The sequence below is a fragment of the Spirosoma humi genome, from assembly GCF_054776575.1.
In genome coordinates, this window is the sequence record NZ_BAAHBR010000008.1 from 606,881 (window position 1) to 621,373 (window position 14,493).

General features: G+C 50.7%; 13 protein-coding genes. 7 read left to right on the top strand and 6 right to left on the bottom strand.

The window, feature by feature from the left end; genetic code table 11:
• Positions 1-70: 70 nt before the first annotated feature.
• Positions 71-1,243 (bottom strand): DUF4856 domain-containing protein, encoded by a 1,173-nt coding sequence (locus ACYU8Y_RS11235; RefSeq protein ID WP_460937146.1) that lies wholly within the window; start codon positions 1,241-1,243, stop codon positions 71-73.
• Between the two features lie 425 nt (positions 1,244-1,668).
• On the opposite strand from ACYU8Y_RS11235, the gene ACYU8Y_RS11240 reads away from it, so the two are divergent.
• The 4 genes from ACYU8Y_RS11240 (at position 1,669) to ACYU8Y_RS11255 (ending at position 6,110) form a co-directional block, all read left to right on the top strand.
• On the top strand, positions 1,669-2,097 hold the full coding sequence (locus tag ACYU8Y_RS11240) for a response regulator (protein WP_460937148.1): 429 nt from the start codon (positions 1,669-1,671) through the stop codon (positions 2,095-2,097).
• Between the two features lie 82 nt (positions 2,098-2,179).
• Complete coding sequence (locus ACYU8Y_RS11245) at positions 2,180-3,256, top strand: alpha/beta hydrolase (protein WP_460937150.1); 1,077 nt, start codon at positions 2,180-2,182, stop codon at positions 3,254-3,256.
• Positions 3,257-3,265: 9 nt separating this feature from the next.
• Complete coding sequence (locus ACYU8Y_RS11250) at positions 3,266-4,741, top strand: leucyl aminopeptidase family protein (RefSeq protein ID WP_460937152.1); 1,476 nt, start codon at positions 3,266-3,268, stop codon at positions 4,739-4,741.
• A gap of 157 nt (positions 4,742-4,898) precedes the next feature.
• A complete protein-coding gene (locus ACYU8Y_RS11255; RefSeq protein ID WP_460937154.1) occupies positions 4,899-6,110 on the top strand; it encodes an ATP-grasp domain-containing protein in 1,212 nt (403 codons plus the stop codon).
• Positions 6,111-6,164: 54 nt separating this feature from the next.
• Here ACYU8Y_RS11255 and ACYU8Y_RS11260 read toward each other — a convergent pair whose 3' ends face one another.
• The 3 genes from ACYU8Y_RS11260 to ACYU8Y_RS11270 all read right to left on the bottom strand — a co-directional run bounded on the left by ACYU8Y_RS11260 (position 6,165) and on the right by ACYU8Y_RS11270 (position 8,504).
• Positions 6,165-6,455, bottom strand: coding sequence for a hypothetical protein (locus tag ACYU8Y_RS11260; RefSeq protein WP_460937156.1), 291 nt, complete (start codon positions 6,453-6,455; stop codon positions 6,165-6,167).
• A 114-nt stretch (positions 6,456-6,569) separates the two neighbouring features.
• A complete protein-coding gene (locus ACYU8Y_RS11265; protein WP_460937158.1) occupies positions 6,570-7,925 on the bottom strand; it encodes a neutral/alkaline non-lysosomal ceramidase N-terminal domain-containing protein in 1,356 nt (451 codons plus the stop codon).
• Positions 7,926-8,048: 123 nt separating this feature from the next.
• Positions 8,049-8,504 carry a helix-turn-helix domain-containing protein gene (locus ACYU8Y_RS11270; RefSeq protein WP_460937160.1) on the bottom strand — a complete coding sequence of 152 codons (456 nt, stop codon included), beginning with the start codon at positions 8,502-8,504 and terminating at the stop codon, positions 8,049-8,051.
• A 435-nt stretch (positions 8,505-8,939) separates the two neighbouring features.
• Here ACYU8Y_RS11270 and ACYU8Y_RS11275 point away from each other — a divergent pair, with 435 nt between their 5' ends.
• On the top strand, positions 8,940-9,341 hold the full coding sequence (locus ACYU8Y_RS11275) for a nuclear transport factor 2 family protein (protein ID WP_460937162.1): 402 nt from the start codon (positions 8,940-8,942) through the stop codon (positions 9,339-9,341).
• Between the two features lie 103 nt (positions 9,342-9,444).
• On the opposite strand, the gene ACYU8Y_RS11280 is transcribed toward ACYU8Y_RS11275, so the two are convergent.
• Together ACYU8Y_RS11280 and ACYU8Y_RS11285 are read right to left on the bottom strand one after the other, a co-directional pair.
• Positions 9,445-10,188: a ferritin-like domain-containing protein gene (locus ACYU8Y_RS11280; RefSeq protein ID WP_460937164.1), complete on the bottom strand. Its 744-nt coding sequence runs from the start codon at positions 10,186-10,188 to the stop codon at positions 9,445-9,447.
• 15 nt (positions 10,189-10,203) lie between these two features.
• Entirely contained in the window at positions 10,204-10,923 is a 720-nt protein-coding gene (locus tag ACYU8Y_RS11285; RefSeq protein ID WP_460937166.1) for a ferritin-like domain-containing protein, read from the bottom strand.
• A gap of 295 nt (positions 10,924-11,218) precedes the next feature.
• On the opposite strand from ACYU8Y_RS11285, the gene ACYU8Y_RS11290 reads away from it, so the two are divergent.
• Positions 11,219-11,713 (top strand): DUF4126 family protein, encoded by a 495-nt coding sequence (locus tag ACYU8Y_RS11290; RefSeq protein WP_460937168.1) that lies wholly within the window; start codon positions 11,219-11,221, stop codon positions 11,711-11,713.
• A 297-nt stretch (positions 11,714-12,010) separates the two neighbouring features.
• Positions 12,011-14,467 carry a bifunctional aspartate kinase/homoserine dehydrogenase I gene (thrA, locus tag ACYU8Y_RS11295; RefSeq protein WP_460937170.1) on the top strand — a complete coding sequence of 819 codons (2,457 nt, stop codon included), beginning with the start codon at positions 12,011-12,013 and terminating at the stop codon, positions 14,465-14,467.
• Positions 14,468-14,493 lie beyond the last annotated feature (26 nt).

Genomic DNA, 14,493 nt, shown 5'->3' on the forward strand with positions numbered 1-14,493 from the left:
AAAAAAAGGATAGAGCGACACGGTGAGTATCGCTCTGTACTGAGTAAAAAATGATTGGTTATGCTGGTGCTTAGCCGGGTATGTTGAATTTAGCCCGAATAGCCGCCGAAGCCGCATCAATTTTTGCATTGGTCAACCCCCAGAATCCATTGGGAGCCGAGATAAGTCCGGCCAGCACGGAATCAGAGAAGGCCGCATCGGCTTTGTTCAGTTTAGCATACCGAAGCGAGTAGATAAAGCCCAATCCTTCGCCCATGGCATGGGCCGCAGCTGCTGTATTGGTACCGGCTGTTTTCCATTTGCCCAGATAACCCAATGCCGCATTGGCAATGGCTTTTTCCATTGCTAAGTGAACAAACGCAGCCTGCTCTTTCAGAACAGTCATGTCGTTGTTGACAATAGCTGCCCGGCCTTTCAATAATGCCGAATAAATTTTGGGGAAGTCGTCCTTATTGTATTCCCACATGTAAGAGCCAATAAAGCTTTCCCCTGATGAGGTAGCCGTGGCTTTGGCTCCGTAGATTGGGTTGGCGGTCAGGATACCGTAGATCTCATCCCAGTTCTGCTCGAGTTGTGTATAATTTTTACCGGCCACCAGGGTAGTATTGTCCAGCGCGAGATTCTTTTCGCTCAGTAAAACATTGCCGATGTAATCGACCTGGAACGCGCCGATCAGGCCTTTCTGAATGATTTGTCCGTATTCAATGCCTTGTTCATCAACCAGATAATTGCCCAGTTTGCCCGCTTTTCCTTCTGAAGCAACGGCGGATACCGACTGGCTGGCGGTGGCAATCTTTGGAAAACTGGCCTCAATGGTCTGCCGTTCTTTCTCTGCATCAGCTGCTGGCAAAGAAGAAGCGGTTACGTTGCGCAGTTGAACCCCCGATGTATTCAGCGCTGTATTGGCCGTACCCGAAAATGGGCTGCCCGTGTTTGAGAACATATTTTTCAGGACGTTGGCATCCAGCGTAGCGCCTGTGCTAACAGCGGTGCCATTGTATGTATTGATAGCCCGGAACATGAGCAATCGATTGGCACCGGTAGTAAGATCTACTGTCTTGGCACCCGCGTCATCCACGAAAAAGTTGGCATACGTAGTTGTATCAGTAAGCTTGGAGTACGCTATTGTCTTGCGAAGTTGAGGAGCAACGGTCGTTGGATTCTCTTGATCGCTACAGGCCGACAAGCAGAAAGCCAGGGTTACAACGGATAAAAAACGATTAAGTGTAATAGGTGTTATCATTGCAGAATTACCTTATTTGGAATGTTTCTACAAATGTAATGGGTATTTAGACTAATTATAAAAAAAATATACTAACTTTCATTACATTATGAGGTAATCGCTTAACAATAAGTGGCTTATGGGTTAAGGGATAGTATGATAAAAACCGGATTAAATTGAAGAAAAATCGTTAAATTACAATTAATTAACGGATCAACAGATGGGAATTCGCTGGTCAGACGTATACCTTTGGGCTTTCTTCTGACTAATTTACAGCCAGCTTGCAACGTTTTTTCGTACTGCCAACGTAAGGATATGAGATGCCTACAAGGAAAGCAACGGATGCCCCTTTCTAGCCGGAGTAACACTTCTTCGCTTATCCCATACGCCGTAGTCAGTCGGTGAATTCAGTCTGTTTGCGCACTTCATATCTAACCCAATTCGTCATGGCTTTTCATTCGCCTACGGGCCTAGGGAAATTAGATGAACCAACCGTTTGGGTCGTTGATGACGACGAGGATGATCGGTTGTTTATTCGATCCGCCTTCGAGGATACGCAATGTCCGGTCAGCGTATTGGCGCTGGCGGATGGCGATCAGCTGCTGCCAACGCTGGCTTCCTGCCAGAAGTTGCCCCGATTAATTTTGCTCGATATCAATATGCGCCGTCAGAATGGGTTTGATACCCTGACGCAACTCCGCAATACACCTACATTTGCCCATTTACCCGTTGTCATGCTCACCACGTCGTCGGATAGCTACGACCTTCAGCGTAGCCTGGCGCTGGGCGCCAATCAATTTATGACCAAACCTGCCAACTATAATCAGTTGGTCATGCTGGCACAGGGACTCACGGAGCAGTGGGCGCTGGCCTGAAGGCAAACCCGCTACAATTCAGGTAGCCTAACTTTCCTGACGGAGTCTGAACCAACTCACCCCCGTATCGGATTCTCTACGTATGTCTTCATCAATACGTTTAGAATTGCAAACACCCTTTACCGATGACCGACCGGTTTTTGTGTCGGGCAATTTTTGTGACTGGCTCCCCGACCTGGCTTTTTTTCGCATGCAGTCCGCGGGTGAGGGCCGGTTTGTTTATGAGTTTCCGGCAGATCTGGAACTGCCCGAAAAACTGGTGTATAAATACACGCGGGGTGGTTGGGACCACGTCGAGTTAGGCCCTTCGGGGGAGAGCGTGACGGATCGGACAGTGTCTGTTTCCGAAACGATAAAGCAGGATTATGTGCCCCACTGGCGGTGGTTCGGCATGCCTTTCAACCCGGAACTACTGCCCAAGATAGAGCTGCTTAGCGACTCACTCGAGGCTCCGCAGCTGGGCTCTACCCGCCGGGTGCATGTGTTGCTACCCTATGATTATGAGACGTCGAACAAATCGTATCCTGTTCTGTATCTGCACGACGGCCAGAATCTATTTGGTGGTGGTGCTGGTTACGGAAGCTGGGAAGTCGATCAGAAAATGGCGATACTCGCTGCCCGGCATCACCACGAAGTTATTCTCGTATCCATCGACCACGGCAATGACGAGCGCATCCGGGAGTTTACATTTCACCGGACAAGGGCTGGGAAAGGCCGTGGACAATATTACCTGGATTTTATCCTTCGAACCGTGAAACCCCTCGTCGACAGGCGATTGCGCACCCTGCCCGATGCCGATCATACTGGTGTTGGAGGGAGTTCGTTAGGCGGCTTGATCAGCATTTATGCGGGGCTGTTGCACCCTGACGTATTTGGGCGGCTAATGGTGTTCTCACCTTCGCTCTGGATTTCCCCTAAAATTTACTTCGATGCTATTCGCTTCAAGGCACCCGTACCCATGAAAATATACGCGTATGGGGGAGAGAAAGAATCGGAGTATATGGTTCCCAATATCCAGCGGTTCAATGAATCATTGGTCCGGCAAAACTATGGCGGACATTCTATCGATATTCGCGTATCGGTCGATCCAACCGGTACCCATCAGGAAGCCCATTGGGCACGCGAATTTCCGAAAGCAGTGGAGTGGTTATTTTATTAATCAGTAGCTATGACTATCACCTTGAGTACGCAATCGCCCACCACCGGCGATCTCATCATTCCGTTTGAACAAACCGATACACTGACCGATCAACTGGCCAGCCTGGCGCCCCAGCTCGGTTTGCCCGTCGATGTACTACAGCGCGATTTTACCGCCGGAGCCAAAGAAGTGCTGGCAACGTATGGCTCCGATGGGCAGAAAACAACGTTGCTGGGACTGGGCACCGATCCAAAGCAAATGGATTGGCTGCGTACTTTCAGAAAGTTCTTTTTTGATCAGAAAAGCAAGTTGCCCACGCAACTAAGCATTGATTTAACGGCTGTCGATGGAGCGTTTGTCGAAGGGGTTGTGCTGGGCGTTCGGGGGGGAGGGTACGACCTTAAACTCTATCAGACCGATAAAGCGGACGCGCCGGTTTTCTTCTCCGAAGCAGGCACACTGACGCTCTGCGTTAACGAAGTGGAGCATGCCGTAGCGCAGGATGCGCTGGTTCGGGCTGAAGCCATTGCCCAAACCCAGCTTCAGATGCTGGATTTGATGAATGCGCCCGCTAACTATAAAAGTCCGCAGACATTGGCTGACTGGACTGTTGCATCGGGCAAACAGCACAAGTACACCGTGACCGTTCTCGACAAAGCTGAACTGGAACGGCAGAAGTTAGGCGCCTTGCTAAGTGTCAGTCAGGGGAGCGATGTGCCTCCCGTACTGATCATTGCCGAATACAAACCCGAAGGCGTCGAAAATCCGCGTAGAGTCGGTTTGGTTGGCAAAGGGGTAACGTTCGATACGGGGGGTATATCCATCAAATCTTCCACCAATATGCACCTCATGAAGAGCGATATGGGGGGGGCTGCGGCTGTGCTGGGCACCGTAGAAGTAGCGGCTAAACTGAAATTACCTATTCACGTGATCGGCATTGTGCCGTCAACTGAAAACTCGACGGATGGCCGCTCCACCAAACCTGGCGATGTCGTTACGGCTTATTCCGGCAAAACAATCGAGATCATCGATACCGACGCGGAAGGGCGCGTTATTCTCGCCGATGGCCTGGGTTACATGGTGCGTAATTTTCACCCCGATGTTCTGATCGATCTGGCTACCCTGACCGGAAGCGTTATTGCCGCTTTGGGCTACCATGCTGCTGGTCTGTTTACGCCAAACGATATGCTGGCCGGGCAACTTATCGAATCGGCTAACCGGACCGGCGAACAAGTCTGGCGTTTACCCGTCTGGGATGCCTATCTTGAGGATATAAAATCGGATGTGGCCGATGTGAAAAATTACAGTGGAAAGCCGCTTGCTGGCTCCATTAGCGCGGCTAAATTTCTGGAGTTTTTCAGCGAGAAGCATCCTGCCTGGGCGCACCTGGACATTGCAGGAATGGCTTTCGCCGACACGGAGTTTGGGTCGCAGAAAAACGCAACGGGCTTTGGCATTCGCCTGTTAATCGACTATTTGCAACAACTTACAGTAGAAAAAAGGTAAGAAACGTTCGTTGTTTGGTCATTTGGCCGTATCTTTTTTGGCCAAACGTAGTTCATTAGTTTGGTTGGGGCCGAGTAACTTCCTGGCCGAAACCTGCTGGCCCCGTACAATATGTTCGTTCGTATGGGCCTAATACTAACCTTGAATCAACCAAAGTATGAGCCAATTGTCTTTTCTATGTATTGCTACCTTTCTGAAGGGGCAGGATTTTATGCGGGCCTGCAAAGAGCTGGGTAATACGGTTTATTTACTGACCGATCAAAAACTTGCCAATGAATCGTGGCCCCGCGAGTCCATCGACGAGATGTTCTTCCTGAACTCGCCCAGCAATGCCCCTGAAGATTTAGAGCAAATGATCGTAGGATTGGCACACGCCATGCGTTCGCGCCGGATTGACCGGGTTGTCGCGCTGGACGACTTCGATGTCGAGAAAGGAGCGCTGATTCGGGAAACGTTTCGTATTGATGGCATGGGCCAGACAACCGCGCGCTATTTTCGTGATAAACTAGCCATGCGCACACGGGCCTTTGCGGCTGGTATTCGGGTACCGGCTTTTTGTCCCCTCTTTCAGGACGAAACGGTAACCGCTTTCCTGCAGACAACGGAGGCTCCCTGGCTCATCAAACCCCGGTCGGAAGCATCGGCGACGGGGATCCGTAAAGTGCACTCGTTAGATGAGGCCTGGTCAGCTATTCATTTGCTGGGCGATAATCGGCATACGTACCTCATTGAGGAGTTCAAGCCTGGAACCGTCTACCACGTCGATTCCCTGTCGGTGGATGGTAAGGCCGTTTTTACGCGGGTAAGCCAGTATTTGGCCACGCCGATGGAAGTGGCCCACGGCGGTGGTGTGTTTCGCACCGGAACGCTCGAGGTCGATACGCCCGAAGCGGATGCGCTCCGGCAGATCAACGATCAGGTAATGTCGGCCTTCGGCATGCGCTACAGTGCCTCGCACTCTGAATACATTCGGGGCGACCACGATGGCGAATTATATTTTCTGGAAACGGCATCCCGCGTTGGTGGAGCGCACATTGCCGAAATGGTTGAGGCCGCTTCCGGCGTAAATCTGTGGCGCGAATGGGCCAAGCTCGAAACGGCTATGGCGCGCAAAGAACATTATTTACCGCCTGCTGATAGTGGTAGCCATGCCGGTCTCATTATATCACTGGCCCGTCAGCAGTGGCCCGATTTATCGGTCTTTTCCGAACCGGAAATTTTCTGGCGCATGAACCGCGAGTATCACGTCGGTTTGATTGTTCAATCCGATGACCGGGCCCGCATTCGTACGCTGCTGGATGATTACATGCACCGGATTTACGATGAGTTTCACGCTTCCGCTCCGTTACCGGACAAACCAACAAGCTAAGTATGTACGAAACGGTATTCTGCCAATGAAGCGTCAGAATACCGTTTCGTGCCACTATAATGTATCTCTTTTCGCTTTGCCAACCGGCACCGACACGCCAAAAGCGCGTGGATCACTGGGCGGTTGTGTTTTTCGTTTTTTATTGTTCTGGGCAGGCGGAACGGGGTTCATGGGCGTCTGGGCCGTCATACCGCCACCCGAGATAGGTGTATCAACGCCTGGAATAGCAACCTGTCTCTCAACAGGCTCCTGTTGTGTTTGCCTTGTTACTTTGGCTGTATCGCTTTGCGCGATACAGACGGAGCCAGACAGGCTGGCCGCCAGGAAAAATACGAGCGTACGCATACGAAAAGATCAGTTGTTGAGTAAACGGATACCAACTAAATCGTTGGTGATCGGGTATGCTATCAACTGACTTTCATGCGTAAAGTTTTGAGATAATTGCCCGGCTGATATGGGTTAAATCTTTTTCAGCAATCCCATCATCATTTCTTCAAAATACGCGCCGTTATACGGTCCGAACCAGTTCATATCGCGGGTTTCGTAGGTCGTCCGGTTGTAATAACGATCAGGAGTCACGTAGCCAATGTAGCCACCGTCGAAGCTGGTAACCATCAAGTTAACCCCTTTTTGAGTGGCCAGTGGTTTAAAGTCGGCCACGAACTCGCCCGAATAATCGCAGGGCGTGCCGAGGAGAACCGTTTTTCCGATACGCAGGGCTTTCAGATCGGAAGGATAGTCGCCATACACGGCATAGAAAAGCCAGGGACGTACCCGCCAGTTACCAATAACACGTGGATGAGGTTCGCGCAAACCCAGCGGAAGGGTAAGAATCGCCAGCGCACTGTCGGGCCTGGTTTGAATCTGAGGAACCGTTCGTTCAATGCGAAGCGCCAGATCGCCCGCATAATTGCGGATTTCCTGAAAGTCGGTTTTGCCGCGTGCCTGTGGTCCTGTGCTACCGACAGCCCCGGCCATGAATACGGCGAAATCAGCCGATTTCTTTTCAAGTCGATCCACTAGTGAACCCGGATAATCGCGGCTTAGGTAATTCCACATGTTGTCTTCGTACAAAGTTGCGTGACCGGCAAACGTGCACAGCAGGGCCGATTCACCGGTTGCTTTCTTCAGCTTCAACAGGCGAATCATACCGTCGAGTGGTTGGGTTGGTCCCGAGAAACCAATGCGGTTATAGATGTGGTCGCTGGCATCGGTCTGGCCGAAGCCTACCTCTACCGGAGCCATGTTACCCTGCGCATTTCGAATGGCGGTCAGGATGCCTTCCGTGACGCGGGTCACGATCTTTTCATCATAGCCACCAGCAATCAACTGACCCACAATGCCTGGTGCCCAACCGCCCACGCTATTGTGCGAGTGAATGGCTCCCATGTAAACATTCTCCCAGCGCAGCTCTACTTCGGGTAGCCGTTTTTTAAGGGCTTCAACCACCGTTGGGGGAGTAATCAGCAGGTCAAGACCCACCACGGCGACTTTTGTGCCACCATTGTCGAGAACGATGGCGCGGGCAAAAATAGAATCGGCAACGACGTGCCAGTGTTTACCACGCCGGGCACCGTACCCACCCGTCGGTGTGGAGTAGGGGGGCGTAATGTTACTTTTTGCCCATCCGGCCCGAAGTGGGGCTTTGGCCGCCGAAGGGCTGGGTAGTTGTGCCAGTCGCTCTTTAGTCTGCGTATAATAGGGCATTTGCTGGTAAGGCGTCTCATCGACAGGAGCCAGGCTAACGGCCAGAAAGAGCAGAATAAACGCAACAAGCCCCAGCAGGACTTTCAGGAGAATACGGAAAAATTTCATAAGGCTTGCCGCCAACACGAATGAATTTACAACGTACAGAACACGACTTTTAGGGTATAGGAACTTACACAAATGTATAATGCGTACCTCATTCGTGTCGGTCAGGCCAGAAAGTTAGCTGTTTTACCGTCTTTTCTGGTGAATAAAGTGTAGCGGACGGTTACCGCACACATCCAGAAAGTTGTTGCTGAACGTAGACAGGCTTTCATAACCCACACGCTCGGCTAGCTCCGAAACACTATCAATGCCAGTCTCGATCAACTCCAGGGCCTTCATAATCCGGGCTATTTTGCAGTAACTTGAGTAAGAGATGCCTATCTGTTTTGTAAACAGTCGGGTCAATGAACGAACGGAGAAACCAAAATGGCTGGCTATCTCCTGAATACTACTCTTTTCGTGTAGGTGTTGCTGGATATAATTGAGTGTCTGGGACAGCTTGGTATGACTCGTCGACGGTAGGCAAATGGGAATGGCATTGGCAATTTCTTCTGGCAACAAATCTTGCAGGGCTTGTATCAGTGTATTGGCCTGTGAGGAATCCTGATTGTCCTGAGTCCATTTTTCTGTGTATCGAATCATTTCCCTGAGCAATGGAGAAACGGGAAATACCGCCAGCTGATGACCTAGAGAAACCTCGTTTTGTGCTATTGGAAAGCATAAGGCTCGCATATGTAATAATGGGCTATCAGACCATATTTCATGGTCTGTGCCGGGTGGAATCCAGGCCCCATACCAGCCAGGTAAAAGTATCTGTTTGCCTTCACTATTCACATGAATACAGCCATTCTCGGCATAAACAAGTTGGCCTAATGGATGCTGGTGCCAATCTGAGTAAAAGCAACCAAGTTGTTGATGATAGCTGATAAAAGAATCGGAATTCTGATCGGTGATGGAAGCGCAGCTTACAAATTGTCTGGACATGGCCGATATGAACAAAAGTTTGTCCTTTTCTCGTAATTTCTCCAAAGTTGGTCTATATAATTTTGTCCTCAAGTTTATATTCTCACAAAATTTATGATACAGTCTCATCCCAACCTTGACCTTGTTAACCGTTTTTTTCAAGCTTACGCGACAAATGATCAGGTGTCAATCAAAGAAATTCTCTCCCCCGACATTCGGTGGATCATCCCAGGCAAACATCCGTTGAGTGGTGTGAAAGTAGGCGTTGCTGAGGTTATGGCTTATTTTTCTCAATTAGGCAAGGCTGCTTTTCAAGCCAGTCCTATTGTGATGGGTGTCAATGGTCAATATGTGATTGACTGCCATGAGAACTGGACGACACGCTCTGAACTAGCTAATTTCAACGGGATGTCGTGCTTGCTCTGGAAAATTAAGGAAGGTAAAATAATAGAGGTATACAACTTTCCGGAAGATCAACACAAGGTAGATGAATTCTTTCAGGCCGTTTATAACTGAAGAAACAGCCTAGAAGGGAAAGAAGCACAAAAAAAGGCACCAGAGAAAATCTCCGATGCCTTCCGTCACCCTGCCGGTTTCCCGGCCTCCCTATATATGAGTTTTACCCCAAGAACGGTGCCGCAGCCGCCAGAACCTGTGCTTTGGTCAATGGCTCGTCGAATGCTCCGCGGAAATTGTCGTCAGTAATGCCCGTCACGTTCGGCAGCGTCTTCAAACTAACACCCCCCTGTGTGAACGTCGTCTGTGTTGGGTCAGAAACCCAGCCTTTCATCAACAGGATCCGGCGAATTTCCGACGCGTGCCGGGCCTCCACGGAGTGAATCTGAAGGGCTGTTTTTAAAATGGCTTTATCGTTGATCAGGTTACCGGCCTGACCTTTATAGGCTTGAACACCTGTGTCTTCCAGAACGCGGGCTGTCGCCAGGAAAGTAGCGTAGGTCGCAAATGTACCCGCTGGGTATTTAAACGTAGGTTTTGCGGGAGCCGCTGCACCCAAAGCCGTTTTCAGTAGCGCAACGTGTGCTGCTTCATGCTTGCTGATCTGGTTGATAACGGTCTGATCAGAGGCCGGAACCAGGCCCGCCGTCGATAGCCCCGTGCGGTAAAATTCGTCCTCAAGGTATTCGAGCGTAAGGGCAAACTGTAGCACGTCGATTGCTGCCTGCGAAGGGGCTGTCGATTGAGCCAGGGCTTTATTCAAACTGGCTGCCACTAACGTTGGAATACCGGCTGCTGCCAGTTTAGACCCAAATTTGAGAAGGTTCCGGCGGGAGTAAAAGCTGTAACGCTCACTGATTTCGGGATCAACCTTTTCGATATCGGAGATTAACTTAAATAGATTCATGGCGTTTGGTCAGGTTTATTTGGGAAGATTGGTGGCCGTGATTTGTGTTTTCACGTACTTCTGCGCGGTAGGCAGTACAACGGATGGCGAGTTCGACACATCAAGTCCGTTGCTTGGCGTTACCACATCGTCGCCAGCGAAATCAGCTGATTTAGGATTCAGCAAATCGCGGATAGCGGCTGCGTGACGCGCTTCTACCGATACAATCTTACCGGCCAGAGCCAGATAATTCACGTCTGAAATTAAGGGCCCTGCCCCGTTGTAGGCTGACACACCCAGATCTTCAAACGCTTTGGCCGTTCCCAGTACGCTAGCCCGGTCACCAAAATTGATGCTGGTGAAATTCGGTACCAGATCAGCAATGCGATTGGCGGCCGGAATGGCTGCCTTAAAGAACTCCCGGTGAATAATTTCGTGGTCGCGGATGTCGGTCAGAACGGCTTTTTCGGCATCCGTCATGCCGCTGTAAGGGGTGGCAATAACTTGGGTATAAAAAGCGGCTTCCAACTGTTCCAGCGCAAACGCATAGTTTAAAATACCGACATCGCCCGTTCCCAGATCAACGGGTGCCATCACCGTTGTTGGATTTTCTTCGCCTTCCTTACAGGATGCCAGAATAACTCCCCCTGCCGCAAAAGCGCCCGCATAACGTAGGAATAACCGACGGCCGACCATCACCGGCTCCAACTGGCCTGGAAGCATGGTCAGGCCCGATTCATTCTGTTGCTTGCTCATAACGTAGTATAATCTAAGTGTGTCAATACAACTGCTATTTGACCAGACAGTTCGAGACACTTACGGTGTTATAGCTAATTTGGATTTATTTTAAAGGAGAAACTGGCTGGATGCATTTGCTCCGGGTCGGATCGCGTCCACTCCCAGCCTGTCGCCTTGGTATAAGATAAGAGTGGTCAACACGGTGATTTTGTAAACGGTTGGTAAGGCATTTGAACTGGCAGGATCGTAAACGGCTGCCGAAAACAAAGAAGTTCGGTTCCTGTTTGCTTCCTGTACCCAATGAGAAACAACCATGATTCAAGCTTATTTGACTGCCTTTCAGATTGGTGTTGTTGCTGGAATGCGTAGCGTGATGGCTCCCGCGCTGGTGAGCCATAAATTATCGAACATGAAGCCGGAGCCGCTGTCTGATTCGGTATTACAGTTCATGACCTCTTCGAAGACCGCGACAACACTGGCCGTTCTGGCAGGTGGCGAATTGATTGGCGATAAGCTGCCCAACGCGCCTGATCGGACGGGCTGGCCGCAACTGGCGGGGCGCCTTGCCTCGGGCGCTTTATCGGGTGCCGCGCTCGCTCAGGCCGATGGTCAGTTACCAGAGTATGGTGGCCTTGCCGGGGCGCTGGGCGCATGGGCGGGTTCATTTGCTTTCTTTCACCTTCGTCATTGGTTGACACACGAAAAAGAATTGCCCGATCCGCTGGTTGCGCTGGCCGAAGATACACTGGCCTTCGGCGCTGGCCTGCTTCTTATAAAAGAACCTGACTCAATACGTGCGGCCTCTTAGCCGCAAACGAGTTTATTTATTATACCAACAGCAAAGGCGCTCGGACATTGGGCACCTTTGCTGTTAAGGGAGTTCGATTTGAATGACACATCCGCTGTTTTTGGGCATGATTAGCCATCGGTACACCGCCCAACATGACTTTCGTGGATGGCAAACACTCGAAAATCTGCCTGCCATGTTATCTTTGCCTGCCAAAATTGCCCTCATCAACATCGTCATCATTAACTTGCGCTAATCGGGTCGCTGTCTGATCGACGGCCTACTCGTTCGCTCTCTCACTCTTTCGCTTTCGTAGTAATGCAGGTTCTTAAGTTTGGCGGTACCTCGGTAGGGTCCGTAGAAAGTATAAAGCAGGTTATCCAGATCATTGAAAATCATCGGCAGCAGGGTGATCAAATAGCCGTCGTGTTTTCGGCGATGGGCGGCATTACCAACCAGCTTATCGAAATAGGCCGCATGGCCACAACCGGAAAAACCGACTACATGGAACTGGTGCGTCGGATGGAAGATCGACACTTTACGGTTGTCAAGGCACTGATTCCGGTGAAAGAGCAGAGTAAAGTATTTGCCCATGTTCGGGGCATTATTAACGAACTGGAAGACTTGCTGCGGGGCGTCTCGCTCATTCGGGAGCTATCGCTACGTACGCACGATTTGATTACCAGTTTCGGTGAACGCCTGTCGACAACGGTCATTACCGAATGTGTAAAAAGTCGGGGTATCCCGGCCCAATTTTGTGATGCGCGCCAGCTCATCAGAACCGACGCCCAATTTGGCCAGGCTGAGGTAAATTATACGCTTACCAATCAACTCATCCAGGACCATTTTGCCAAGGCTACTGACCTGCAAATGGTAACGGGATTTATCGGCTCAACCGAGAAAAACGAAACGACAACCCTGGGGCGCGGTGGGTCCGATTATACCGCATCCATTCTGGGAGCAGCGCTGAATGCGACCGTCATCGACATCTGGACGGACGTGGATGGTATGATGACAGCCGACCCTCGCAAAGTACCCAATGCGTTCAACATTCCGACCATTACCTACGCCGAAGCGATGGAGCTTTCGCATTTTGGGGCCAAGGTCATCTATCCGCCAAGTTTGCAACCGGCTTTTGCCCGAAATATCCCGGTTCGGGTGCTGAATACCTTTAATCCAACGCACGAGGGCACGATCGTCAGCCGTACGGCAGAACGTCGTCAGTATACCATAACCGGTATCTCGAGCATCGATGACATCGCACTCGTAAACGTGCAGGGTTCCGGGATGATTGGCGTGGCGGGTGTATCGGCCAAATTATTTGGGGTGCTGGCTGCGCATAAAATCAGCGTTATCCTGATCTCGCAGGCCTCGTCGGAGCACTCGATCTGCTTTGCCATCGACCCGCGCGGAGCTGAAAACGTAAAGGCTATTCTAGACGCTCAATTTGCCACCGAGATTGCCCATGGGCATATTGACAACATTGCCATCGAACGCGATTTGTCCGTCATTGCTACGGTTGGTGAGGGTATGAAGAAAAGCTCCGGTATCGCCGGGAAACTGTTTTCGGTGCTGGGTAAAAACGGGGTCAATATTGTTGCCGTCGCGCAGGGTTCGTCGGAGATCAACATCTCCGTGGTAATCAACAAAAACAACCTCTCCAAAGCCCTCAACTCACTGCATAACATCTTCTTCCAGTCAGAAGCCAGGGTACTGAACCTGTATCTGGTGGGCACAGGGCTGATTGGTAAAACGTTGCTGAAACAGATTTTCGATCAGTCGGACTATTTACGCACAGAGAAGCTGCTGAAGGTTTGTGTGGTGGGCATGACGAATACCAAAAAGATGGTGCTCGATACGAAAGGCGTTGCCCTGGACGGCTGGCAGGAACGTCTACTAACGGATGGTGTAACGACCTCACTACCCGCATTTGTCGAGAAAATAAAAGATTATAACCTGCCTAACTCGGTGTTCATCGACTGCACATCGGACAAAGACATTGTGCAGTTCTACGAATCCCTACTGGATGCCAATATCTCGGTCGTAACGCCCAATAAAGTAGCCAATTCCGGGTCTTACAGTGAGTACCGGCGGTTGCAGCGCACAGCCCTGAACCGGGGCGTCAAGTTTCTCTATGAAACGAACGTTGGCGCTGGTCTGCCCATCATCAATACTGTACAGGGGCTGATGACCTCAGGCGATCGCTTCCTGAAAATCGAAGCGATCCTGTCGGGTACGTTATCGTTTATTTTCAACACCTTCCGGCCTGGCCTTTCGTTTGCCGATGTGGTGCGGGAAGCAAAAGAAAAGGGTTATACCGAACCCGATCCCCGCGATGATTTGAATGGTCAGGACGTAGCACGAAAAATTCTGATTCTGGCGCGTGAAGCAGGTTTTCCTCTGGAGCCGGAAGACGTAACGATTAACAACTTGCTGCCGCAGTCGTGTCTGGATGCGCCCACGATTCCGGCTTTCTTTACCGAACTGGAACGCAATAACGATTACTTTGAGAACTTGCTTAGTGAAGCGTACGAACGGGGCGAAAAGCTGCGCTTCGTGGCCAGTTTCGAGAACAACAAAGCCACAATCGGTCTCCGGCCGGTCGACGCGGATCACCCATTTTATCAGCTAACCGGTGCCGATAACATTGTTTCTTTCACCACGGAACGCTACAAAGATCGGCCGCTTGTGATAAAAGGGCCTGGTGCCGGTGCCGAGGTAACCGCATCCGGAGTCTTCGCCGATGTAGTGAGTATTGGCAGTTATTTGGCGTAAATTGCAGTACGTTAGTGTGCAAACAT